Raw genomic sequence first — 21,987 nt, 5'->3', positions numbered from 1 at the left:
CGTGATGCGGCCGAAGTCCATCGCCACCGTCGTGGTGGTCTTGCCCCCGGTGTGGGTCAGGTCGTCGATCCCCGCCGAGGCGGAGGTCATGACGGCCTCGGTACGCAGCGGGTTGATCTCCGAGACGGCGCCGACGAACGTGGTCTTGCCCACGCCGAAGCCGCCCGCCACGACGATCTTCGCGCTGGTGGTCGACCGGCTGGGAGAGCCGGCGCCGCCGTTAGAGCTTGCGAAGTCCACTGAGCACCCTTTCGAGCAGTGTCACGTCCGGCGTGCCGCCGGTCTCTCCGTTGCCCGGCTGGTGGATCGCCACCATGCCGGCCTCTGCCAGGTCGGCGACGAGGATCCGGGCGACGCCGAGCGGCATCGACAGCAGCGCCGACACCTCGGCCACCGACTTGACCTCACGGCACAGGTGGCAGATGCGCTGGTGCTCCGGCAGCAGGGTGGCGAGGTGCGCCGGGTCGGCCGTGGTGCTGACCAGTGCCTCGATGGCGAGCTGGTAGCGCGGCCGGGTCCGGCCGCCGGTCATCGCGTAAGGACGCACCAGCGGCTGGTCGCCCTCATGCCCGTACTCGTCGACTGAGGCGCCGTACGGATCGTGAGAGGCGGGGGGCGGGGTCATGAATCCTCCGGGCGTGACAGCGAACTTCCGCCGTCGGATGGGGCCGGTGGGGGGCCGGGTGGGGCGGCCGGACGATGAACATGTTCAGGGCGGTACGGAGGGGCGTACCGCCCTGTCGGTATGACGCTCCGCTAGTGGAGCAGACTGCCCTGGAGCTCCGCGCGGAGATCAGGGGTGAGCACGCTGCCGGCCCGGTCGACCAGCAGCGCCATCTCGTAGCCCACGAGGCCGATGTCGCACTCGGGGTGGGCGAGCACGGCCAGCGAGGATCCGTCGGAGACCTGCATGAGGAAGAGGAAGCCGCGCTCCATCTCCACCACGGTCTGCGCGACAGGACCGCCCTCGAAGATCCGGGACGCACCCGCGGTCAGCGAGGTCAGTCCGGACGCGACCGCCGCCAGCTGGTCGGCACGGTCGCGGGGGAATCCTTCGGACATGGCCAGCAGGAGTCCGTCGGCGGAGACCACCACTGTGTGGGACACCCCGGGGGTGTTGTCCACGAAGTTGGTGATCAACCAGTTCAGATTCTGCGCCGCCTGGCTCATCGCGTTCAACTAACGCTCCTGCTGATGGTTCGGACCGAGGTGGTGGTTACCCGTGGTCGAGTTACCCGCCTGTCGGCCCTGCTGGATGCCGCGGCGCAGATTGGTGAGCCTGCCGCGGACGTCGTCGGGTGCACGCGAGACCTGGGGGCCGGCGGTGTGCGCCTGCTCCTGAGCGGTCCCGGGTACGAGGTTGGCCTTCGGCACACGCCGGGGAAGGCCGGAGGTGGTGACGCCGCCGGCCGCGGGCTTGCGCACCCGCTCGGCCTGACGCACCAACTCGTCGTTGGGCGAGGTCCGCCAGGCGGCTCCGCCGTTCTGCCGGCCGTCACCGGCACCGGCACCGGCCGGGCCTCCGGCCGGACGCTGCGCCACCGGAGCGGCCGGGGCCTGCGCCTGCGGGGCGGCCGGGGCCTGACCCTGCTGCGCGGCCTGCTGCTGGGCCTGCTCCTGGTGGAACCAGTTCGTCTCCAGCGTGTCGTACAGCGGGGTACGACCGTCGCCCGAGCCGGCCGGCGGCAGCGCCTCCGGACGGCGGGGCTGCTGGAGCTGCGGCTGACGCGGCTGCTCGGCCTGCTCGTTCACCGGGCGCGGGGCACCGAGGTCCGGGCCGCCGGTCCGCTGCCGCGGGGCCGGAGCCTGCTGCTGGGCCTGCTGGGCCTGCTGCGCCTGCGGTACGTAGGGCTGCCGGCCGAACTGCTGCTGCTGGCCGCCCTGGTAGCCCTGCTGCTGGTGCTGTGCCTGCGGGGACTGCTGGGGCGCCTGCTGTGGCGCGCCGAAGTCGGGGCGCGGGAACTGGCCGGTCGAGCCGGGACCCTGCTGGGCGCCGAAGTCCGGCCGCGGGAACTGGCCCGTGGAGCCGGGACCCTGGGGCGCGCCGAAGTCGGGGCGCGGGAACTGCGCCGTCGAGGCCGGGTCCTGCACACCGCCCGGGTACGCCTGGATCTGCGGGGTCTGGGGCGCCTGCTGCTGCTGACCCTGCGCCTGCTGCGGGGCGCCGAAGTCGGGACGCGGGAACTGGCCCGTGGAACCGGGGCCCTGGGGGGCCGACGGAGCCGCGTACCGGCCCGTGGTCTCCGGGTCCTCATGACCGCGCGGGGCGTCCAGCGGGGTCATCTCCTGCTGCGGGCGCCGGACCGGCTGCTGCGCCGGGTCGTTGCCCCAGCTCGCCGCCTGCGGGCGCTGCGGCTGCGGGTTGCCGCCCGGCAGCTCGGCGCGCGGGGCGCCGTAACCGGCCTGCTCGCCCTGCTGCGGGGCCTGCTGCTGGGCACCGGGGCCGGCCTGCCGGCCGCCCTGGTTGCCCTGGTTGCCCTGGTTGCCCCACACGTCCGTGCGGGACGGGATGGCGCTCGCCGCACCACCGATGAGACCGCCCGCGCCGGGAGCCGGACGCAGCGGGTCCTGCTGCGGACCCTGGGGGGCCTGCGGCAGCTGACCGGTCTGGTCCGTCTGCGCATGCTGCGGCTGCTGGGTACGGGACGGCTGGGGGCCACCCGTGAGCGGGGCGCCCTCACGACCGGGCAGCGCGGCGCGCGGAGCGCTCGCACCGACCTGGCCGCGTCCGGCACCGGCGGCGGCACCGAGCCGGCCGGCCGCCGACGCAGGGGCACCGCCCGGAGCGCCGGGACGTCCGCCACCGGGACCACCCACCGCGCCGGGACCGCCGGGACGTCCGCCGGGAGCCTGGGCACCCGGGGGCATCGCGCCCTGACCGGCGCCGCCCGGCTTGGGCATGGGCTTCCTGCCGCCCTGGGCGACGTCGACCGGAAGCATGACGAGCGCGGTGGTGCCGCCCGAGTCGGAGGGGCGCAGCTGGATCCGGATGCCGTGTCGCAGGGACAGGCGGCCGACCACGAAGAGACCCATGCGGCGGGAGACCGAGACGTCCACGGTGGGCGGCGAGGCGAGCCGCTCGTTGATCGCGGCGAGGTCCTCGGGGGAGAGGCCGATGCCGGTGTCGTGGATCTCGACGAGCACACGGCCGTCGGGCAGCGCGTGACCGGTCACCCGGACCTTGGTCTGCGGGGACGAGAACGAGGTGGCGTTCTCGAGCAGCTCGGCGAGGAGGTGCACGAGGTCGTTGACGACCCGGCCGGCGACCTCGGTCGCCGGGACCGCGGCCAGCTCGATGCGCTCGTACTGCTCCACCTCGGAGGCGGCGGCGCGGAGCACGTCGACCAGCGGGACGGGACGGGTCCAGCGACGGCCTGGCTCCTCACCGGCGAGGACGAGGAGGTTCTCGCCGTTCCGGCGCATACGGGTCGCGAGGTGGTCCAGCTTGAACAGCGAGGACAGCTGGTCCGGGTCGGCCTCGCGGGACTCCAGCTCGGAGATGAGCGAGAGCTGACGCTGGATGAGGCCCTGGGAACGCCGCGAGAGGTTGGTGAACATCGCGTTGACGTTGCCTCGCAGGAGGGCCTGCTCGGCGGCGAGACGGACGGCCTCGCGGTGCACGTCGTCGAAGGCCGCGGCCACCTGGCCGATCTCGTCCCGGGAGTGCACACCGACGGACTCGACGGTGGTGTCGACGTCCTGCGGGTCCGACTCGGAGAGCTGCTTGACGAGCTCGGGCAGCCGGTCCTGGGCGACCTTCGTCGCGGTGTCCTGGAGTCGGCGCAGCGACCGGATCATGGACCGGGCCACGACGAAGGCGCCGATGAGCGAGACGCCGAGGACGAGGAGGATCAGGGCACCGTTGATGATGGCGTCGCGCTGGGCTTCCTGCCGCAGCTCACGGGCCATGCTCTCCATGTCGCCGAGCAGGATGCTCTCGGTGCGGTTCATGGCGGTGATCTTGGTGCCGTACTCGTCGGTGAAGTTCAGGTGACCGCGCCGGGTGCCACCGGGCATCGCCTCGTCCGACTTCAGCACGCGCTCGGCGTACTTGTCGGCGGCGGTGATCGACGGGTCGCCGTTGTTGAGGACGGCGGTCAGCTCCTCGGCGTCACCGCCGGTCGACTCGTAGATCGCCTGGAAGGACTTGAGCTCGACGCCCTCGGAGTTGAAGGCGGCCTCGCCGTAGAGGCGGTCGCCCTGCTGGATCTTGCCGGGGGTCCGGTCGTTCGGGGGGAGCGCACCGGCGATGATCGCCTGCTGGATGGAGGCGTACTCCTTGGCGGACGAGAAGGCGGCGAGCGCCCGGGTCCGCTTGATCATCTCGGGGTTGCTGGTCGCCTGCGCCATGTCCTGGGACAGGCTGAGCAGCGAACGGATGAGACGGCTGTACGCCTCGACCGTCACCGAGTGCGAGACGCCCTTCTCGTAGGCGTTGCCGCGGATCGTGTGGAGGCCGATGACCTGCGAGGCGATCTGGTTGACGTTCTGGCGGATGCTCCGCAGCGCCTCATCGTCCTCGGTGCTCGGGATCTCCTCGGTGGCGTCGAGGAAGGCCTTGTACTCGCGGTCGGTCTTCTTGCGCGGGTTCGCGACCTGGTAGTCGCTGATGGGCCTGCCGTTGGCCAACGGGCCGGCGGAGAGGTCACGCTCGGCCTGGAGGGCCTGGGCGAGGTCGGTCGCCTCACGGGTCAGCTTGGTCAGCAGCTGCATGTGGTCGAGCTGCTCGATGTCCTGGAGCGACTCGCTGATGCGGATACCGCCCAGGGAGGTGGCCGCGACCACGGGCAGGGTCAGCAGGGCGACCAGACGCGTGGAGATGCGCCAGTTGCGCAGGGCTATTCGGGGGCCGACCGAGATTTCGGGCTTGGTCTTGTCGGGAGCCGCGGCGGGTTCGGCCGGTGCGGCCCCGGCGCTCGCGCGCCTGCCGTCACCGCCGTCGCCGGACGGCCCCTGACCCTGGTTGGGGGCGTGCGAGGCCGAGGGACCGCGGTCGGTCCCGGCACGCGGTTCCTGCTCCGCCGGAGCTTCGGCTCGGCCCTGACGGGCCTGGGGAGACCCCGAGCCATCCCTCTTGAAACGTCCCTGCACTAGCGTCGCAACCTCTGGACCAGGCGTCCTTCCGGGTGAACGGAGAGGACGGTGTCGGCGTCGTATGGGACGCATGATGCGTCCCATTGTGGTCGTCGGTGACCGGCGCAGTTCCCCCTTCCCCGCCACTCGGAACCGGCGCTGCGTTGCGCCCCCTGCGCGCCGGCTTGAAACCCGCGACGGTGCGTGGAATTCCAGCACAGTGCCGGACCTCCAACAAGGGCCGAGTGTCGGAGCCGGAGCGGGATGACAACCCGTACTCGGCGTGTCACCCCATGTAGAAGATGATCACGGAGGATTCGGACTTTTCCGGTCCAATGGCGGCGCGTGCCCGTGTGTCCCAGTCCTGATGATCAGGAGCGGAATAGAGCATTCAGTGCCGGAATGCCCGTTTCCGTGACGGGTCATGGCCGTCCGTAATGCCTGGAATGTGAAGTGATTGGTGAGGAAACTCACACGATGATCGATGTCTTAGCCATGCATTCGAAGGGAATCGCATGCTTAGCCTGACGCTTTACACGATGCTCGCGCCCGCACGGGCGCCCCTCCCGGGACAGGGTCTGAAGAACGCCATGAACCCCACGAAGACCGCGCCGCTGCTCACCACGGCCAACCCGCGCCGCTCCACCCTCGCGCACCTCGAGGACGCCGCCCAGCTCGGCCGGGGCGCCCTGCCGGAGTACGCCACCGAACTCCCCGGGCAGACGGCCAACCCGCGCCGCACCGTCCTCATGACCGCCCCCGCCCCCTTCGAGCCGGCCCCGTACGCGTCCGCCTCCCGCTGACACCGCGACACCGCCGGTCGGCCGCCCCCTCGCCGCGTTAGCCTGGAGCGTCAGACTCCAGCCAGTAGCAAGTGAGGGGCGACAGCACTCGTGCGCATCGCCAGATTCTCCATCGACGGCAATGTGGCCTTCGGCGCCGTCGAGGGCGAGGGAACCGTCGAGTCCGGCGGCCTCGTCCTCGACATCATCAAGGGCATCCCGTACACCGACTTCGAGCTGAGCGGCACCAAGGTCCCGCTCAGCAAGGTGCGGCTCCTTCCGCCCGTGCTCCCCAACAAGGTCGTGGCCATCGGCCGCAACTACGCGGAGCACGCCGCCGAACTCGGCAACGAGGTCCCCGACGTACCCGTCGCCTTCTTCAAGCCCACCACCTCGGTGATCGGCTCCGGCGACGCCATCGAGTACCCCTCCTTCTCCAACGAGCTGCACCACGAGGCCGAGCTGGCCGTGGTCATCGGCCGGATGTGCCGCGAGGTGCCCCGCGAGCGCGTGAAGGACGTCATCTTCGGCTACACCTGCGCCAATGACGTCACCGCCCGCGACGCCCAGCAGCGCGAGAAGCAGTGGGCCCGCGCCAAGGGCTTCGACACCTCCTGCCCCCTGGGGCCCTGGGTGGAGACGGACATGAGCATCGCTGCCGCGAGCGACCTGGCCATCCAGGCCACGGTCAACGGCGAACAGCGCCAGCTGGGTCGGACGAGCGACATGATCCGCTCCATCGAGGACCTGGTCGTCCACATCACCGAGGCCATGACGCTGCTCCCGGGCGACGTCATCCTCACCGGCACCCCCGCCGGGGTCGGCCCCCTCAACGTCGGCGACGAGGTCGCCGTCACCATCGAAGGCATCGGCACTCTCACCAATAAGGTGATCAAGCGTGGCTAACGCGAACATCCGCGTCCGTTTCTGTCCCTCGCCGACCGGCAACCCCCACGTGGGCCTGGTCCGCACCGCTCTCTTCAACTGGGCCTTCGCCCGGCACAACGAGGGCACGTTCGTCTTCCGCATCGAGGACACCGACGCTGCGCGCGACTCGGAGGAGTCGTACCAGCAGCTGCTCGACTCGATGCGCTGGCTCGGCTTCACCTGGGACGAGGGCCCCGAGATCGGCGGCCCGCACGCGCCGTACCGCCAGTCGGAGCGGATGGACATCTACAAGGACGTCGCCGACAAGCTGCTCGCCGGCGGCTACGCGTACCCCTGCTACTGCACCGCCGAGGAGCTCGACGAGCGCCGTGAGGCCGCCCGTGCCGCGGGCCGCGCCTCCGGCTACGACGGCCACTGCCGCGACCTCACCGACGAGCAGAAGCAGGCGTACGAGGCCGAGGGCCGCAGCCACATCGTCCGCTTCCGGATGCCGGACGAGGCGACCACCTTCACCGACCTGGTCCGCGGCGAGATCACCGTCCAGCCGGAGAACGTCACCGACTACGGCATCGTGCGCGCCAACGGCGCCCCGCTGTACACCCTGGTGAACCCGGTCGACGACGCCCTGATGGAGATCACCCACGTCCTGCGCGGCGAGGACCTGCTCTCCTCCACCCCGCGCCAGATCGCGCTGTACAAGGCGCTGATCGAGCTGGGTGTCGCCAAGGAGATCCCGCAGTTCGGCCACCTGCCGTACGTCATGGGCGAGGGCAACAAGAAGCTCTCCAAGCGCGACCCGCAGGCCTCCCTCAACCTCTACCGGGAGCGCGGCTTCCTCCCCGAGGGCCTCCTGAACTACCTGTCGCTCCTCGGCTGGTCGTTCTCCGCCGACCAGGACGTCTTCTCGATCGAGGACATGGTCGCGAAGTTCGACATCGCCGACGTGAACGCCAACCCGGCGCGCTTCGACCTCAAGAAGGCCGAGTCGATCAACGGCGACCACATCCGCATGCTGGACGTGAAGGCCTTCGCCGAGGCCTGCGAGCCCTGGCTCAAGGCCCCGCACGCCAACTGGGCCCCCGAGGACTTCGACCGCGCCGCCTGGGAGGCCATCGCGCCGCACGCCCAGACGCGCATCACCGTCCTCTCGGACATCACGGCCAACGTCGACTTCCTCTTCCTCCCGGAGCCGGTCCTCGACCAGCCCTCGTGGGACAAGGCGATGAAGGGCGAGCCGGCCGCGCTGCTCACCACGGCCCGCGAGAAGCTCGTGGACGCCGACTGGAGCGACCCGGAGTCCCTCAAGAACGCGGTCCTGACCGCCGGCGAGGCCCACGGCCTCAAGCTCGGCAAGGCCCAGGCCCCCGTCCGCGTCGCCGTCACCGGCCGCACGGTCGGCCTGCCCCTCTTCGAGTCCCTGGAGATCCTGGGCAAGGAGAAGTCCCTGGCCCGGATCGACGCGGCCCTGGCGAAGCTCGCCGGCTGAGCCCCGTCCTCGCGTCCCCCGGGGGCGGCGACCGGAACACTCCGGTCGCCGCCCCCGCGGCGTTCCCGGCCCGGACGAAACACCGGGCACGGGACGGGGGCGCGGCGGTACGGTCGTGGCATGAGCATCCGCGCCGTCCTGTGGGACGTGGACGACACGATCTTCGACTACGCGACAGCCGACCGCGCCGGCATGAGCGCGCATCTGACGGCCGAGGGCCTGCTCGACGGATTCGACTCCGTCGACCAGGCCCTCGCGCGTTGGGCGGAGCTCACGGAACTGCACTGGCGCCGCTTCGAGATCGAGGGCGGCGACTTCCAGGACCAGCGGCGGGCCCGCGTCCGGGACTTCCTCGGGGCGCCGGAGCTCACCGCCGCCGGGGCCGACGACTGGTTCGACCGGTACGTCGTCCACTACCAGGCGGCCTGGGAGCTCTTCCCCGACGCGCTGCCCGTCCTCGACCTGCTCGCGGACGAGTACCGGCACGCGGTGCTGTCGAACTCCAGCATCCACGCGCAGGAACCCAAGCTCCGCGCCCTGGGCGTACGCGACCGCTTCGAGGCCGTCCTGTGCGCCGCCGAGCTCGGTGTGGCCAAACCGGCCCCCGAGGCCTTCCACGCCGCCTGTACGGCCCTCGGTCTGGCCCCGGAGGAGATCGCGTACGTGGGGGACCAGCCCGACACCGACGCGCGGGGCGCGGTCGAGGCGGGGCTCCTGGGCATCTGGCTGGACCGCGCGGACACCGGCGGCCGACCCGAGCTGCAGCGGATCACGGACCTCCGCCAGCTCCCCGCCCTGCTCCGGGGGGATACCCGTTTTGGAGCACCGTCCACCTTCAGGTAATGTTCTTTCTGCGCCGAGGGGAACAAGCCGAAAGGCAAGAACCCGGAAAGCGCAAGCCGAGCAGGATCCTCCCTGGTGGGGGACGTTGCCACGGTGGCCTATGGTGTAATTGGCAGCACGACGGTTTCTGGTTCCGTTAGTCTTGGTTCGAGTCCAGGTAGGCCAGCTCGCAGAGCTTTATCTGCAACCTGTGGATGGCATCCACAAAGCCCCCGTTGTGTAGCGGCCTAGCACGCCGCCCTCTCAAGGCGGTAGCGCCGGTTCGAATCCGGTCGGGGGTACAGATCCATCCTGCGGAACACTTGGGTAGCTCCCGGTGCGTCCGCGGTGACATCACCCGGCTCATGCCGGGTGGGATCGCTAGGGCCCCCGTTGTGTAGCGGCCTAGCACGCCGCCCTCTCAAGGCGGTAGCGCCGGTTCGAATCCGGTCGGGGGTACGGTGCAACCACCATGGCCTATGGTGTAATTGGCAGCACGACGGTTTCTGGTTCCGTTAGTCTTGGTTCGAGTCCAGGTAGGCCAGCTCGCAGAGCTCATCTGCAACCGCGGATCTGATCCGCAAGGCCCCCGTTGTGTAGCGGCCTAGCACGCCGCCCTCTCAAGGCGGTAGCGCCGGTTCGAATCCGGTCGGGGGTACAGAACGAGGAAGCCCTTCCCTTCGGGGGAGGGCTTCTTCGCTGTTCCCCGCCGTACGCGGACACAACTCCGGCCCACCGCTGCGGCGTTGAAGCGGTGGGCCGGGGACGAACAGAGGGACGGGGAGATCAGCCGTTGCGGCGGAGCGCCTCGGAGAGACGGGCGGCGGCGTCGATGACCGCCTGGGCGTGCATACGGCCCGGGTGGCGCGTCAGACGCTCGATCGGACCCGAGACCGACACGGCGGCCACGACGCGGTTCGAGGGGCCGCGTACGGGCGCGGAGACGGACGCGACGCCCGGCTCCCGCTCACCGATCGACTGGGCCCAGCCGCGGCGCCGTACGCCCGACAGGGCCGTCGCCGTGAAGCGGGCGCCCTGGAGGCCGCGGTGCAGCCGCTCGGGCTCCTCCCAGGCCATCAGGATCTGCGCGGAGGAGCCGGCCTTCATGGTCAGCGTCGAGCCGACCGGGACGGTGTCCCGCAGGCCCGAGAGCCGCTCGGCCGCCGCCACGCAGATCCGCATGTCGCCCTGGCGCCGGTAGAGCTGGGCGCTCTCGCCGGTGACGTCGCGCAGATGCGTCAGCACGGGGCCGGCGGTCGCGAGCAGGCGGTCCTCGCCGGCCGCGGCCGCGAGCTCCGAGAGGCGCGGTCCGAGGATGAACCGGCCCTGCATGTCACGCGCCACCATCCGGTGGTGTTCCAGTGCCACGGCCAGTCGGTGTGCCGTGGGTCGTGCGAGTCCCGTCGCCGCGACCAGTCCTGCGAGGGTGGCCGGACCGGACTCCAGGGCGCTCAGGACAAGGGCTGCCTTGTCGAGAACGCCTACGCCGCTAGAGTTGTCCATGCAACGATATTCGCGTCTCACTCTGTGAAACGCAAGTTCAATTTTCCGAGGACCTTGGCACTCTGGTGATGCGGCCGCACAACGGCCCGCGAAACGGGTCTCTAGTTGTGCCGGCGTAGACGTCGGCCGGAGGGAAAGCGATGGGTAGGACACTCGCGGAGAAGGTCTGGGACGACCATGTCGTCCGGCGCGCCGAGGGCGAGCCCGACCTCCTCTTCATCGATCTGCACCTGCTGCACGAGGTGACCAGCCCCCAGGCCTTCGACGGCCTGCGCCAGAACGGCCGGCAGGTGCGGCGCCTCGACCTCACCATCGCCACCGAGGACCACAACACCCCGACCCTCGACATCGACAAGCCCATCGCGGACCCCGTCTCCCGCGCCCAGCTGGAGACCCTGCGGAAGAACTGCGCCGAGTTCGGCGTCCGGCTGCACCCGCTGGGCGACGTCGAGCAGGGCGTCGTCCACGTCGTGGGACCGCAGCTGGGCCTGACCCAGCCGGGCACGACCGTGGTCTGCGGCGACTCGCACACCTCCACGCACGGCGCCTTCGGCGCGCTGGCGTTCGGCATCGGCACCAGCCAGGTCGAGCACGTGCTCGCCACCCAGACGCTGCCGCTGGCCCGCCCGAAGACCATGGCCATCACGGTCGACGGCGAACTGCCCGAGGACGTCACCGCCAAGGACCTGATCCTCGCGATCATCGCGAAGATCGGCACCGGCGGCGGCCAGGGCTACATCCTGGAGTACCGCGGCTCCGCCATCGAGAAGCTCTCGATGGAGGCCCGGATGACCATCTGCAACATGTCGATCGAGGCCGGCGCCCGCGCGGGCATGATCGCCCCCGACGAGACCACCTTCGCCTACCTGGAGGGTCGTGCCCACGCCCCCGAGGGCGAGGACTGGGACGCCGCCGTCGCGTACTGGAAGACGCTGAAGTCCGACGAGGACGCCGTCTTCGACGCCGAGGTCGTCATCGACGCCGCCTCCCTGGCGCCGTTCGTCACCTGGGGCACCAACCCCGGCCAGGGCGCGCCGCTTTCGTCGAACGTCCCCGACCCGGCTTCGTACGAAGACGCTTCGGAGCGCCTCGCCGCCGAAAAGGCCCTGGAGTACATGGGGTTGACCGCCGGACAGCCGCTGCGCGACATCAAGGTCGACACCGTCTTCGTAGGCTCCTGCACCAACGGCCGTATCGAGGACCTGCGCAACGCCGCGGACCTCCTCCAGGGCCGCCAGGTCGCCGACGGCGTCCGCATGCTGGTCGTCCCCGGCTCCGTCCGGGTCGCCCTGCAGGCCGTCGAGGAGGGCCTGGACAAGGTCTTCAAGGAGGCCGGCGCCGAATGGCGGCACGCGGGCTGCTCGATGTGTCTGGGCATGAACCCCGACCAACTGGCTCCCGGTGAGCGCTCCGCGTCCACCTCCAACCGCAACTTCGAGGGCCGGCAGGGCAAGGGCGGCCGCACCCACCTGGTCTCCCCCCAGGTCGCCGCCGCCACCGCCGTCCTGGGCCACCTGGCCTCCCCGGCCGATCTGTCCGACGTCGCCACCACCGCGGGGGTCTGAGGAACCATGGAAGCTTTCACCACGCACACCGGCCGGGCCGTCCCGCTGCGCCGCAGCAACGTCGACACCGACCAGATCATCCCGGCGCACTGGCTGAAGAAGGTCACCCGCGACGGCTTCGAGGACGGCCTCTTCGAGGCCTGGCGCAAGGACTCCGAGTTCGTCCTCAACCGCCCGGAGCGGCAGGGCGCCTCGGTCCTGGTCGCCGGCCCCGACTTCGGCACCGGCTCCTCCCGTGAGCACGCCGTCTGGGCGCTCCAGAACTACGGCTTCCAGGCGGTCATCTCCGCCCGCTTCGCCGACATCTTCCGCGGCAACTCGCTGAAGAACGGCCTGCTCACCGTCGTCCTGCCGCAGGAGACGGTGGACGCCCTCTGGGAGCTGACCGAGGCCGACCCGACCGCCGAGATCACGGTCGACCTGGAGCAGCGCAAGGTCCTGGCCGCCGGGATCGACGCGGACTTCGAGCTCGACGAGAACGCCCGCTGGCGTCTGCTGAACGGCCTCGACGACATCAGCCTCACCCTTCAGAACGAAGCCGACATCGCGGCATACGAGTCGGCGCGACCGGCCCATAAGCCCCGTACAATTACGGTCTGAGCAGCGCTTTTCCAAGACTGCGCCCCCCACCGCCTGGTGGGGGGCGCAGTCGCTTGTTGGGACCCTGTCGGGCGACAACTCGCCCTAGATGGCACAATCGGTGCATGGAACGCGACAGCCAACTCGAGCTCTACGAGTCAGTCGCCGCCCGATTGAAGGAAGCGCACACAAGAGTGCGCTCACTGCAAGTCCCGGAGGGCGTAAGGATGGCGCTGTCCCGGAAGCTGCTGGTCGTGACGGCCGCGGCGAAGCACGATCTCAAGGACGCGGCAACGCGTCTGGACCGGTTGATGAAGGACCTCGACGAGGGCCGATTCCCAGAGGACGACTGACACCAGGAACTCCGCAGCGGGTCTTTTGCGTTGCGGCACTAGGGTGATTAGCCCGTTTCGTGTTTGATTTGCGGTATATACATGCCTAACGTGCGAAAAAGCTTGAACACTTTCGTTCTGGCAATGTCTCCGAAGGGGAAGACGTGAACAAGGCGCAGCTCGTAGAAGCGATTGCCGACAAGATGGGCGGTCGCCAGCAGGCCGCCGAAGCCGTCGACCACGTGCTCGACGCCATCGTGCGTGCCGTGGTCGCGGGCGACCGTGTCTCGGTCACGGGCTTCGGCTCGTTCGAGAAGGTCGACCGTCCGGCCCGCTACGCCCGCAACCCGCAGACGGGCGAGCGCGTCCGGGTCAAGAAGACCTCGGTGCCGCGCTTCCGTGCGGGTCAGGGCTTCAAGGACCTGGTCAGCGGCTCGAAGAAGCTCCCCAAGGGTGGCGAGGTCTCCGTCAAGAAGGCCCCCAAGGGCAGCCTCACCGGTGGTGCCTCCGCGACCGTGAAGAAGGCCGCGGCCAAGAAGGCCACCACCGCCAAGAAGGCCGCCGCGAAGAAGGCGACCCCGGCGAAGAAGGCCACGACGGCCGCCGCGAAGAAGGCGACCCCGGCCAAGAAGGCCACCACCGCCGCGACGAAGAAGACCGCCGCGGCGAAGAAGGCCTCGACGGCGGCGAAGAAGACCACGACCGCCGCCGCGAAGAAGACCACCACGGCCGCGGCGAAGAAGGCCGTGAAGGCCACGGCCAAGAAGACCGCGCCGGCCGCGAAGAAGGCCACGGCGACGAAGGCGCCCGCGAAGAAGACCACGGCGCGCAAGACGACCGCCAAGAAGGCCGCCGCCAAGAAGTAGGACGAGCGGTACCACCCGCCGGGCCGGGCTCCCCACCAAGGAGAGCCCGGCCCGCGGCGCGTTCGGTCCCGGGAAGCGCGGAAGGCCGGACGCTCAGAAGGTCTGGAGCGTCACCAGCGTGATCCGCAGGCCGGCCCCGGACGTCCCCGGCTCCGCCTCGATCCGCACCCGCTGCCCCGGTCGGAGCAGCCGCAGCCCGCCCGCGTCGAAGGCCTCCGCCCCGAAGTCCACCGGGGTGCCGTCGTCGAGCAGCACACTTCCGCTGCGGGTCTCGGAGTCGTACGTGAACGCGGTCGCCTGCATGGACCGCAGCCTATCCGGCCGCCGGCAGCCACCGGGCGGCCGTCCGCGGGCCGAGCCCCAGTGCCCGGGCCTCCGCCAGGTCCTCGCCGGTGTCCACGTCCCGGCGTACGGAATCCACCCCGGTCAGCCGGATTTCCACCGCGCCCGACGACAAATGGCGCAGTCTCGACGCGCCTCCGAATGCCGGTTCCAATTTTATCCCCGGACCCGCCGAGAGGAATGTCGTACCTATTTCGGCGGCATCCGCGAGAAATGCCCTCGGAAATTTCCGGGCGGTGTCCAGGACGCGGGCCAGCTCCGTGGTCCGCAGCGCCGGAAGATCCGCGTTGAGCGCTGCCACGCGCGCGTGCGACCGGCGCTCCCGTATCGAGCGGACCCCGTGCTCCAGAGCCGCGTTGAGCCCGGCCGCCGGGAGGTCCGGCACGATGCGCGCCCCCAGGGCCGCGAGGGCCGCCCCGGCCGTCGGATCGTCCGTGACGACCACCACATCCCGTACGCGCGCGCAGTTCAGCGCCGCCCCCACCGTGTCCTCGGCGAACGCCAGGGCGAGCCGGGGGCGCAGCAGGGCCCCCGTCGCCGCGGCCAGTCTGCTCTTCGCCAGGGCAAGGGGTTTCAGCGGTAACACGAGGTGCCAGCCGTCGTTCGCGTCACTGTTCATCGTGGCCCATTCTGTCCCGCCCGCGCGGTCCGGCGGAGGCCCCGGGGCGTACCGTGTCCTCGACAGACCAGGAGCATGGGGCGACACTTGACCCCCTGCCAGCCAGTCCCGGAGAAAGGTGTCCGAGTGCCCCGCCGCAGAATCGGCTTCTGGTACCGCCTCGCGGCGGTCATCGCCAAACCCCCCCTGGTGGTTCTGTTCAAGCGGGACTGGCGCGGTATGGAGCACATTCCGGCCGACGGCGGATTCATCACCGTGGTCAACCACAACTCCTACCTGGACCCGCTGTCCTACGCGCACTACCAGTACAACACCGGTCGCGTCCCGCGCCTTCTCGCCAAGGCGGGCCTCTTCAAGAGCCCCTTCGTCGGCATGATGCTGCGCAACACCGGACAGATCCCCGTCTACCGCGAGACCACCAACGCGCTGGACGCCTTCCGTGCCGCCGTCGACGCCATCGAGCGCGGCGAGTGCGTGGCCTTCTACCCCGAGGGCACCCTGACCAGGGACCCCGACATGTGGCCCATGGCGGGCAAGACCGGCGCAGCCCGCGTCGCGCTCCTCACCAAGGTCCCGGTCATCCCGGTGGCCCAGTGGGGCGCCAACCTCGCGATGCCGCCGTACGCCCGGGAGAAGAAGCTCAGTCTGTTCCCCCGCAAGACGCTGACCGTCCAGGCCGGTCCGCCGGTCGACCTCTCCCGCTTCGACGGCCTGGAGCCGACACCCGAGGTGCTCCGCGAGGCCACCGAGGCCATCATGGCCGCCGTCACCGCCCTCCTTGAGGAGATCCGCGGCGAGAAGGCGCCCGCCGAACCGTACGACCACCGCAAGGCCCGCCTCGAACAGCGACGCAAGGCCGCCGAGGGAGGCACCAAGTGACCAAGGCAGCCGTCTTCGGCAACGGATCCTGGGGCACCGCCTTCGCCATGGTGCTCGCCGACGCGGGCTGCGAGGTGAGCCTCTGGGGCCGCCGCGCGGAGCTCGCGAAGGAGATCAACGCCACTCGCGTCAACTCCGACTACCTGCCGGGCATCGAGCTCCCGCGGTCGATCACGGCCACCGCCGACCCGGCGGAGGCCGCCCACGACGCCGACTTCACCGTCCTCGTCGTCCCCTCGCAGACCCTGCGCGGCAACCTCGCCGCCTGGAAGCCGCTGCTCGCCCCGGACACCGTCCTCGTCTCCCTCATGAAGGGCGTCGAACTCGGCACGGCCGAGCGGATGAGCGAGGTCGTCATGGAGGTCGCGGACGTGCCCGCCGAGCGCGTGGCCGTCCTCACCGGGCCCAACCTGGCCCTGGAGATCGCCTCCCGCCAGCCCGCCGCCGCCGTCGTCGCCTGTGTCGACGAGTCGGTCGCGCAGCGGTTCCAGACGGCCTGCATGACCCCGTACTTCCGCCCGTACACGCACACCGACGTCGTCGGCTGCGAGCTCGGCGGCGCGGTCAAGAACGTCATCGGGCTCGCCGTCGGCATCGCCAACGGCATGGGACTCGGCGACAACTCGAAGGCCACGCTCATCACCCGCGGCCTCGCCGAGACCACCCGCCTCGGTCTCGCCATGGGCGCCGACCCGCTCACCTTCTCCGGCCTCGCCGGTCTCGGCGACCTGGTGGCCACCTGCTCCTCGCCGCTCTCCCGGAACAACACCTTCGGCACCAACCTGGGCCGCGGGATGACCCTCCAGGAGACCATCGCGGCGACCAAGCAGACCGCCGAGGGCGTCAAGTCCTGCGAGTCCGTGCTCGATCTGGCACGCCGCCACGGTGTCGACATGCCGATCACCGAGACCGTCGTCTCGATCGTCCACGAGGGCAAGCCGCCGGTCGTCGCCCTCAAGGAGCTGATGTCCCGCAGCGCGAAGTCCGAGCGCCGCTGACGTACGCGGGAAGGCGCGGCGGCGACACCGCTGCGCCGTACGCGCGCGGCGGCAGCGGGGCGCTCAGGAGTTCGGGAGCCGCAAGGTACGCTCATCGCGATATGAGCGAGAACACCCAGAGCCCCCGCAAGCCGCGCGTGGCCGTCGTCTTCGGCGGTCGCAGCTCCGAGCACGCCATCTCCGTCGTCACGGCGGGCGCCGTCCTGAGCGCCATCGACCGGGACAAGTACGACGTGCTGCCCATCGGCATCACGACGGACGGGCGCTGGGCGCTCACCGCCGACGCGCCCGAGCGCATGGCCATCGCCGACCGCGCCCTGCCGAACGTCGCCGACCTGGCCGAGTCCGAGGAGGGCGGTGTCGTCCTCTCCGTCGACCCCGCCAACCGAGAGGTCGTCCTCAGCGAGCCCGGCTCCGTCCCGCGCGCCCTCGGCGAGGTCGACGTGGTCTTCCCGATGCTGCACGGCCCGTACGGCGAGGACGGCACCCTCCAGGGCCTCCTGGAGCTCTCCGGCGTCCCCTACGTCGGCGCGGGCGTCCTCGCCTCCGCCGTCGGCCAGGACAAGGAGTACATGAAGCGGGTCTTCGTCTCCTTCGGACTGCCGGTCGGCCCGTACGAGGTCATCCGGCCGCGCGAGTGGGAGCAGAACCCGGCCGCCGCCCGCAAGAAGATCGTCGAGTTCGCCGCCGAGCACGGCTGGCCGCTCTTCGTGAAGCCGGCCCGCGGCGGTTCGTCCATGGGCATCACCAAGGTCGACGATCTCGCGGGCCTGGACGAGGCCATCGAGGAGGCCCGCCGCCACGACCCCAAGATCCTCGTCGAGTCGCTCCTGCGAGGCCGCGAGATCGAGTGCGGCGTCCTGGAGTTCGAGGACGGCCCGCGCGCCAGCGTGCCGGCCGAGATCCCGCCGGTCACCGACCACGACTTCTACGACTTCGAGGCCAAGTACATCGACTCGGCCTCCGGCATCGTGCCGGCGCCGATCGGCGACGAGGCCACCGCCGAGGTCCAGCGCCTGGCCGTCGCCGCCTACGAGGCGATCTCCTGCGAGGGTCTGGTCCGCGCCGACTTCTTCCTCACCGAGGACGGCGACTTCGTCATCAACGAGGTCAACACGATGCCGGGCTTCACCCCCATCTCCATGTACCCGCGCATGTGGCAGGAGAGCGGCGTCGGCTACCCCGAGCTCGTCGACCGGCTGATCCAGGCCGCGCTGACCCGCTCCACGGGCCTGCGCTAGCCGGACAGCGGTCGGGAACGCGCGATCCGGAGTGCGCCTAGACGCACTCCGGATCCAGCGCGCAGGGGATCGTCTTCGTCACGGAAGCGGCCAGGTCCGCGAGCGGTGTGGCGTCGTGCCGGTACCGCTCGTCCATCGTCACCTCGACGTATGTCTTCCGGTACACCGACGTGAAACGGGTCCCGCCGTCCTCCGGACGCTCCAGCATCCAGTTCACGCCGTTCGCCTCGATGGCCTGAGAGTTCGGATCGCTCATCTTTTCGGGCCGGGGGACCCCGCAGCGCAGTACGATCGCACCGTCACCCCAGCCGGCGGTCAGCTCGGAGCCCGGCTCCGGATCGCTCCGCTCCAGCCCCGCCACGGTGTCGGGCAGCTCCTTCTCCAGTGCCTGGCAGAAGGCCGCCTCCGCCGCCGGGGGGCGGGGGACCACCACGGACGCCCCGGCGTCCGTCCAGGAGCAACCGGTGGCGGCCAGCAGCAGGACGGCCGCCGTGACGGCGGCGGGCAGGCCGAAGGGCCGGTGGGATGACATCACCGGCCAAGCGTAGACGGGGGCTACAGATGAACGACCGGGCAGGTGAGGGTGCGCGTGATGCCGTCCACTTGCTGGACCTTGGCGACCACCATGCGGCCCAGCTCGTCCACGGTGTCCGCCTGCGCGCGCACGATCACGTCATAGGGACCGGTCACGTCTTCGGCCTGAAGCACCCCCGGGATCTTGGAGATGGTGTCGGCGACTGTCGACGCCTTGCCCACCTCGGTCTGAATGAGGATGTACGCCTGTACCACGGAACCTCCAGGGCGACCACGAGGATCTTGTGGGAGAAAGGGACGCCACGGTACCGCGTCGCCGCGGGCCACGGGGAGACCCCCGCGTCCCGGGGCACTCGCGTTGTGGCGTACGCACGACAGAAGTTGACGGTCTACTTGACGGTACCCAGCACGGTGACGGCCCGCGACCCGCGGCGCGCCCAGACGCGCCCCCGCCCGCCGGCCGGCACGAAGACACGAGGTGAGACGCGGTGAAGGGCACAGTCGGAGAGCTGGGCGAGTTCGGGCTCATCAGAGAGCTCACGTCCCGGCTCACCTCCACCCCGGCGGTACGGATCGGGCCCGGCGACGACGCCGCGGTCGTCTCCGCACCCGACCGGCGCGTGGTGGCCAGCACGGACATCCTCCTCGAAGGACGTCACTTCCGCCGCGACTGGTCGACGGCGTACGACGTCGGCCGCAAGGCCGCAGCGCAGAACCTCGCGGACATCGCCGCCATGGGCGCGGTCCCCACCGCGCTCCTCCTCGGCCTCGTCGTCCCCGCGGAACTCCCCGCCACCTGGCCCGTCGAACTCATGGACGGACTGCGCGACGAATGTCAGGTCGCGGGTGCGGCCGTCGTCGGCGGGGACGTCGTCCGGGGCGACACCATCACCATCGCCATCACCGCCCTCGGCGACCTGCGCAACCACGACCCGGTGACCCGGGGCGGGGCTCAGCCCGGCGACGTCGTCGCGTACACCGGCTGGCTCGGCTGGTCCGCCGCCGGATACGCCGTCCTCTCCCGGGGCTTCCGCTCGCCCCGCGCCTTCGTCGAGGCCCACCGCAGGCCCGAGCCGCCGTACCACGCGGGCCCCGCCGCCGCGGGACTCGGCGCCACCGCCATGTGCGACGTCAGCGACGGCCTCATCGCCGACCTCGGCCACATCGCCGAGGCCAGCAAGGTCCGCATCGACCTGCGCTCCGGGCTCATCGACATCCCCACCCAGATGAACGACATCGGCCAGGCCGTCGGCGTCGACCCCATGCAGTGGGTGCTCACCGGGGGAGAGGACCACGCCATCGTGGCCACCTTCCCGCCGGACGTGAAGCTCCCCGCCCGCTGGAAGGTCATCGGCGAGGTGCTCCACCCCTCGGCGCTGCCGCAGGTCACCGTGGACGGCGCCCCCTGGCACAGCACGGGCGGCTGGGACCACTTCGGGGAGACGGAGTGACCGCTCGGCCCCCGCTCGTGCTCACCGTCGCCGGATCCGACTCCGGCGGCGGCGCGGGCATCCAGGCCGACCTGAAGACGATGCTCGCGCTCGGCGTCCACGGCATGAGCGTGCTCACCGCCGTCACCGCCCAGAACTCGCGGGGCGTCCAGGGCGCCTGGGAGCTGCCCGAGGAGGCCGTACGGGCCCAGTACCGGGCCGTCGTCGACGACATCGGCGTCCAGGCCGTGAAGACGGGCATGCTGGCCTCCGCCGGGCTCGTCGAGACGGTGGCGGAGCTGCTCGCCGGGACACCGGCGCCGGTGGTCGTGGATCCCGTCGGCGTCTCCAAGCACGGGGACTCGCTGCTCGCCGCCTCGGCCCTCGAATCCGTCCGGACGAAGCTGCTGCCGGTCGCGACCGTCGCCACGCCCAACCTCGACGAGGTGGCGCAGCTCACAGGCGTGCACGTCGTGTACGAGAGCGACATGCGGGTCGCCGCCGAGGCGATCCTGTCGTACGGGGCGCACTGGGCCCTGATCAAGGGCGGGCACCTGCCCACGGGCCGGGAGGCCGTGGACCTGCTCACGGACGGCACCGAGGAGCACTGGCTGCGCGCGCCCCGGCACGACAACCGCCACACGCACGGCACGGGCTGCACGCTCGCCTCGGCCGTGGCCTCGGGGCTCGCCAAGGGCCTGACGGTGCCGGAGGCGGTACGGCAGGCGAAGGATTACGTGACCGGGGCCATCGCCGCCGGCTTCGCCCTGGGCTCGGGCATCGGCCCGGTCGACCACGGCTGGCGGTTCAGAGCCTGAGGCGCCCGGCGGCCCGGCCGTTTCCGGGCATGGCAAAAGGCCGGTTCACCTAGGTGAACCGGCCTTTCAAGGCAACCGCAGGGGCTGCGCTACGACAGAACTCGCGTCGCAATTAGCGCGAGACCTTGCCGGCCTTGATGCACGAGGTGCAGACGTTGAGCCGCTTCGGCGTCCGACCGACCACGGCACGCACGCGCTGGATGTTCGGGTTCCAGCGACGGGACGTACGGCGGTGCGAGTGCGAAATGTTGTTGCCGAAGCCCGGCCCCTTGCCGCAGACGTCGCAGTTGGCAGCCACGGGTCACTCCAAAGACTTCAGAATTACAGTGAAATCCGGCGCACCGGAATCAGGAGTCTGAAGTGGCTTGCCGGGGGATGGCCCGGTTTGAACCGGGCAACCGAAGCAGCATACAACGCCTGCTTCGGTGGAACGAAACTACCATGGTCTCCGCGGATCTCGCCCCGGGCCCAGGTCACGAGGAGGACACCCCGGGTCTACCCTGCGGTGAGCTCACCGCCGAAGGAGGCCCCCTGTTGTCGCGAGCCCTTCAGCCTTTCGAGGAGCTCGTCGAGCTCGACGCCGAAGCGCTCCGGACCTGGTCCGCGCGGGCGCTGGACGCCCTCGGGCGGGAGCGCGAAGAGATCGACGCGATCAACGTCTACCCGGTCGCGGACGGGGACACCGGCACCAATCTGTACCTGACGGCGGAAGCCGCCCACCAGGCCGTAGAAGCCGTCTTCGCCGCCGCCGAACCCGACGCCGCCGAGACCGTACGGGCCATGGCGCACGGGGCCCTGCTCGGCGCCCGCGGCAACTCCGGCACGATCCTCGCCCAGCTGCTGCGCGGCATGGCGGCCGTCCTCGCCGAGGGACGTGACGGTGATCACCTCGCCCGCGCCCTCGCGGAGGCCGCCGATGCGGCCCGCCGGGCCGTCGCCCACCCCGTCGAGGGCACGATCCTCACCGTGGCCTCCGCCGCCGCGGGGGCCTGCGCCGGGGGCGGCGGCCTCGTGGAGGTGGCGGGAAGCGCCTACGAGGGGGCCAGGACCGCCCTGGCGACCACCCGGGGCCAGCTGGACGTCCTCACCCGCGCCGGGGTCGTGGACGCCGGCGGACAGGGCCTGGTGACCGTCCTCGGAGCGCTCGTGGAGACCGTGACCGGCCAGGCGCCCGACCGCCCCGGGACGGCGCCGCACGGCGTGCCCGTGCCGGCCCGGCCCGCCGCACCC

At 70.9% G+C, this 21,987-nt stretch carries 24 protein-coding genes and 5 tRNA genes; 19 read left to right on the top strand and 10 right to left on the bottom strand.

Going from position 1 to position 21,987, the window contains the following annotated elements; translation table 11 throughout:
- The 4 genes from SGA01_RS39125 to SGA01_RS39110 form a co-directional block, all read right to left on the bottom strand.
- On the bottom strand, window positions 1-240 hold a 240-nt coding region (locus SGA01_RS39125), incomplete at its 3' end, for an ATP/GTP-binding protein (RefSeq protein ID WP_174867690.1).
- Window positions 221-625: a DUF742 domain-containing protein gene (locus tag SGA01_RS39120; RefSeq protein WP_017235980.1), complete on the bottom strand. Its 405-nt coding sequence runs from the start codon at window positions 623-625 to the stop codon at window positions 221-223. The genes SGA01_RS39120 and SGA01_RS39125, both read right to left, overlap by 20 nt.
- Window positions 626-756: 131 nt before the next feature.
- Window positions 757-1,170, bottom strand: coding sequence for a roadblock/LC7 domain-containing protein (locus SGA01_RS39115; RefSeq protein ID WP_015036421.1), 414 nt, complete (start codon window positions 1,168-1,170; stop codon window positions 757-759).
- A gap of 9 nt (window positions 1,171-1,179) precedes the next feature.
- Window positions 1,180-5,091 (bottom strand): sensor histidine kinase, encoded by a 3,912-nt coding sequence (locus SGA01_RS39110; RefSeq protein ID WP_229918413.1) that lies wholly within the window; start codon window positions 5,089-5,091, stop codon window positions 1,180-1,182.
- Between the two features lie 572 nt (window positions 5,092-5,663).
- Here SGA01_RS39110 and SGA01_RS39105 point away from each other — a divergent pair.
- The 9 genes from SGA01_RS39105 (at window position 5,664) to SGA01_RS39065 (ending at window position 9,709) form a co-directional block, all read left to right on the top strand.
- The gene (locus tag SGA01_RS39105; RefSeq protein WP_055646005.1) at window positions 5,664-5,876 is read left to right on the top strand and encodes a hypothetical protein; all 213 of its coding nucleotides are present in this window, start codon (window positions 5,664-5,666) and stop codon (window positions 5,874-5,876) included.
- Between the two features lie 90 nt (window positions 5,877-5,966).
- On the top strand, window positions 5,967-6,761 hold the full coding sequence (locus SGA01_RS39100) for a fumarylacetoacetate hydrolase family protein (RefSeq protein ID WP_055641154.1): 795 nt from the start codon (window positions 5,967-5,969) through the stop codon (window positions 6,759-6,761).
- Window positions 6,754-8,229 carry a glutamate--tRNA ligase gene (gene gltX, locus SGA01_RS39095; RefSeq protein ID WP_141303017.1) on the top strand — a complete coding sequence of 492 codons (1,476 nt, stop codon included), beginning with the start codon at window positions 6,754-6,756 and terminating at the stop codon, window positions 8,227-8,229. Before SGA01_RS39100 ends, gltX begins: the two co-directional genes overlap by 8 nt.
- Before the next feature lie 120 nt (window positions 8,230-8,349).
- A complete protein-coding gene (locus SGA01_RS39090; protein ID WP_141303015.1) occupies window positions 8,350-9,072 on the top strand; it encodes an HAD family hydrolase in 723 nt (240 codons plus the stop codon).
- A gap of 94 nt (window positions 9,073-9,166) precedes the next feature.
- Window positions 9,167-9,238, top strand: a tRNA-Gln gene (locus SGA01_RS39085).
- 42 nt (window positions 9,239-9,280) lie between these two features.
- A tRNA-Glu gene (locus tag SGA01_RS39080) sits at window positions 9,281-9,353 on the top strand.
- A gap of 84 nt (window positions 9,354-9,437) precedes the next feature.
- Window positions 9,438-9,510 (top strand) — tRNA-Glu (locus SGA01_RS39075).
- A 14-nt stretch (window positions 9,511-9,524) separates the two neighbouring features.
- A tRNA-Gln gene (locus SGA01_RS39070) sits at window positions 9,525-9,596 on the top strand.
- Window positions 9,597-9,636: 40 nt separating this feature from the next.
- Window positions 9,637-9,709 (top strand) — tRNA-Glu (locus SGA01_RS39065).
- Window positions 9,710-9,837: 128 nt separating this feature from the next.
- On the opposite strand, the gene ndgR is transcribed toward SGA01_RS39065, so the two are convergent.
- Window positions 9,838-10,554 carry an IclR family transcriptional regulator NdgR gene (ndgR, locus tag SGA01_RS39060; RefSeq protein WP_017235973.1) on the bottom strand — a complete coding sequence of 239 codons (717 nt, stop codon included), beginning with the start codon at window positions 10,552-10,554 and terminating at the stop codon, window positions 9,838-9,840.
- A gap of 140 nt (window positions 10,555-10,694) precedes the next feature.
- Between ndgR and leuC the strand changes: the two genes are divergently transcribed.
- The 4 genes from leuC (at window position 10,695) to SGA01_RS39040 (ending at window position 13,896) form a co-directional block, all read left to right on the top strand.
- Window positions 10,695-12,119, top strand: coding sequence for a 3-isopropylmalate dehydratase large subunit (gene leuC / locus SGA01_RS39055; protein WP_055641151.1), 1,425 nt, complete (start codon window positions 10,695-10,697; stop codon window positions 12,117-12,119).
- 6 nt (window positions 12,120-12,125) lie between these two features.
- Window positions 12,126-12,719: a 3-isopropylmalate dehydratase small subunit gene (gene leuD, locus SGA01_RS39050; RefSeq protein ID WP_055641150.1), complete on the top strand. Its 594-nt coding sequence runs from the start codon at window positions 12,126-12,128 to the stop codon at window positions 12,717-12,719.
- 104 nt (window positions 12,720-12,823) lie between these two features.
- Entirely contained in the window at window positions 12,824-13,051 is a 228-nt protein-coding gene (locus SGA01_RS39045) for an SCO5555 family protein (RefSeq protein WP_030325570.1), read from the top strand.
- Window positions 13,052-13,194: 143 nt separating this feature from the next.
- Window positions 13,195-13,896 (top strand): HU family DNA-binding protein, encoded by a 702-nt coding sequence (locus SGA01_RS39040; protein ID WP_055641149.1) that lies wholly within the window; start codon window positions 13,195-13,197, stop codon window positions 13,894-13,896.
- Window positions 13,897-13,989: 93 nt separating this feature from the next.
- Here the strand turns inward: SGA01_RS39040 and SGA01_RS39035 are convergent, their stop codons facing one another.
- Both SGA01_RS39035 and cofC read right to left on the bottom strand, forming a co-directional pair.
- A complete protein-coding gene (locus SGA01_RS39035) occupies window positions 13,990-14,199 on the bottom strand; it encodes a hypothetical protein (RefSeq protein ID WP_024755919.1) in 210 nt (69 codons plus the stop codon).
- Window positions 14,200-14,209: 10 nt separating this feature from the next.
- Entirely contained in the window at window positions 14,210-14,857 is a 648-nt protein-coding gene (gene cofC / locus SGA01_RS39030; protein ID WP_141303013.1) for a 2-phospho-L-lactate guanylyltransferase, read from the bottom strand.
- 126 nt (window positions 14,858-14,983) lie between these two features.
- Here cofC and SGA01_RS39025 point away from each other — a divergent pair, with 126 nt between their 5' ends.
- From SGA01_RS39025 to SGA01_RS39015, 3 genes are all read left to right on the top strand, one after another.
- Window positions 14,984-15,736, top strand: a complete 753-nt coding sequence (locus SGA01_RS39025; RefSeq protein WP_141303011.1) for a lysophospholipid acyltransferase family protein — start codon at window positions 14,984-14,986, stop codon at window positions 15,734-15,736.
- On the top strand, window positions 15,733-16,734 hold the full coding sequence (locus tag SGA01_RS39020; RefSeq protein ID WP_141303009.1) for an NAD(P)H-dependent glycerol-3-phosphate dehydrogenase: 1,002 nt from the start codon (window positions 15,733-15,735) through the stop codon (window positions 16,732-16,734). The genes SGA01_RS39025 and SGA01_RS39020 overlap by 4 nt, the downstream gene beginning before the upstream one ends.
- 101 nt (window positions 16,735-16,835) lie before the next feature.
- Window positions 16,836-17,975, top strand: coding sequence for a D-alanine--D-alanine ligase family protein (locus SGA01_RS39015; RefSeq protein WP_141303007.1), 1,140 nt, complete (start codon window positions 16,836-16,838; stop codon window positions 17,973-17,975).
- Between the two features lie 37 nt (window positions 17,976-18,012).
- On the opposite strand, the gene SGA01_RS39010 is transcribed toward SGA01_RS39015, so the two are convergent.
- Together SGA01_RS39010 and SGA01_RS39005 are read right to left on the bottom strand one after the other, a co-directional pair.
- Entirely contained in the window at window positions 18,013-18,507 is a 495-nt protein-coding gene (locus tag SGA01_RS39010) for a DUF3515 domain-containing protein (RefSeq protein ID WP_141303021.1), read from the bottom strand.
- Between the two features lie 23 nt (window positions 18,508-18,530).
- On the bottom strand, window positions 18,531-18,764 hold the full coding sequence (locus SGA01_RS39005) for an Lrp/AsnC family transcriptional regulator (RefSeq protein WP_015036438.1): 234 nt from the start codon (window positions 18,762-18,764) through the stop codon (window positions 18,531-18,533).
- Window positions 18,765-18,997: 233 nt separating this feature from the next.
- On the opposite strand from SGA01_RS39005, the gene SGA01_RS39000 reads away from it, so the two are divergent.
- On the top strand, window positions 18,998-19,960 hold the full coding sequence (locus SGA01_RS39000; protein WP_141303005.1) for a thiamine-phosphate kinase: 963 nt from the start codon (window positions 18,998-19,000) through the stop codon (window positions 19,958-19,960).
- The gene (gene thiD / locus SGA01_RS38995; protein WP_141303003.1) at window positions 19,957-20,757 is read left to right on the top strand and encodes a bifunctional hydroxymethylpyrimidine kinase/phosphomethylpyrimidine kinase; all 801 of its coding nucleotides are present in this window, start codon (window positions 19,957-19,959) and stop codon (window positions 20,755-20,757) included. Before SGA01_RS39000 ends, thiD begins: the two co-directional genes overlap by 4 nt.
- Before the next feature lie 112 nt (window positions 20,758-20,869).
- On the opposite strand, the gene rpmB is transcribed toward thiD, so the two are convergent.
- A complete protein-coding gene (gene rpmB, locus SGA01_RS38990) occupies window positions 20,870-21,055 on the bottom strand; it encodes a 50S ribosomal protein L28 (RefSeq protein WP_003957616.1) in 186 nt (61 codons plus the stop codon).
- A gap of 236 nt (window positions 21,056-21,291) precedes the next feature.
- Between rpmB and SGA01_RS38985 the strand changes: the two genes are divergently transcribed.
- Window positions 21,292-21,987 (top strand): DAK2 domain-containing protein (locus SGA01_RS38985; RefSeq protein WP_255325371.1); only part of this gene is annotated, 696 nt, incomplete at its 3' end.

It is taken from the genome of Streptomyces gardneri, from assembly GCF_006539185.1.
Classification (GTDB): Bacteria; Actinomycetota; Actinomycetes; order Streptomycetales; family Streptomycetaceae; genus Streptomyces; species Streptomyces gardneri.
The sequence above is the reverse complement of the archived record's forward strand: the minus strand, read 5'-3'. Positions and strand labels throughout refer to the sequence as shown.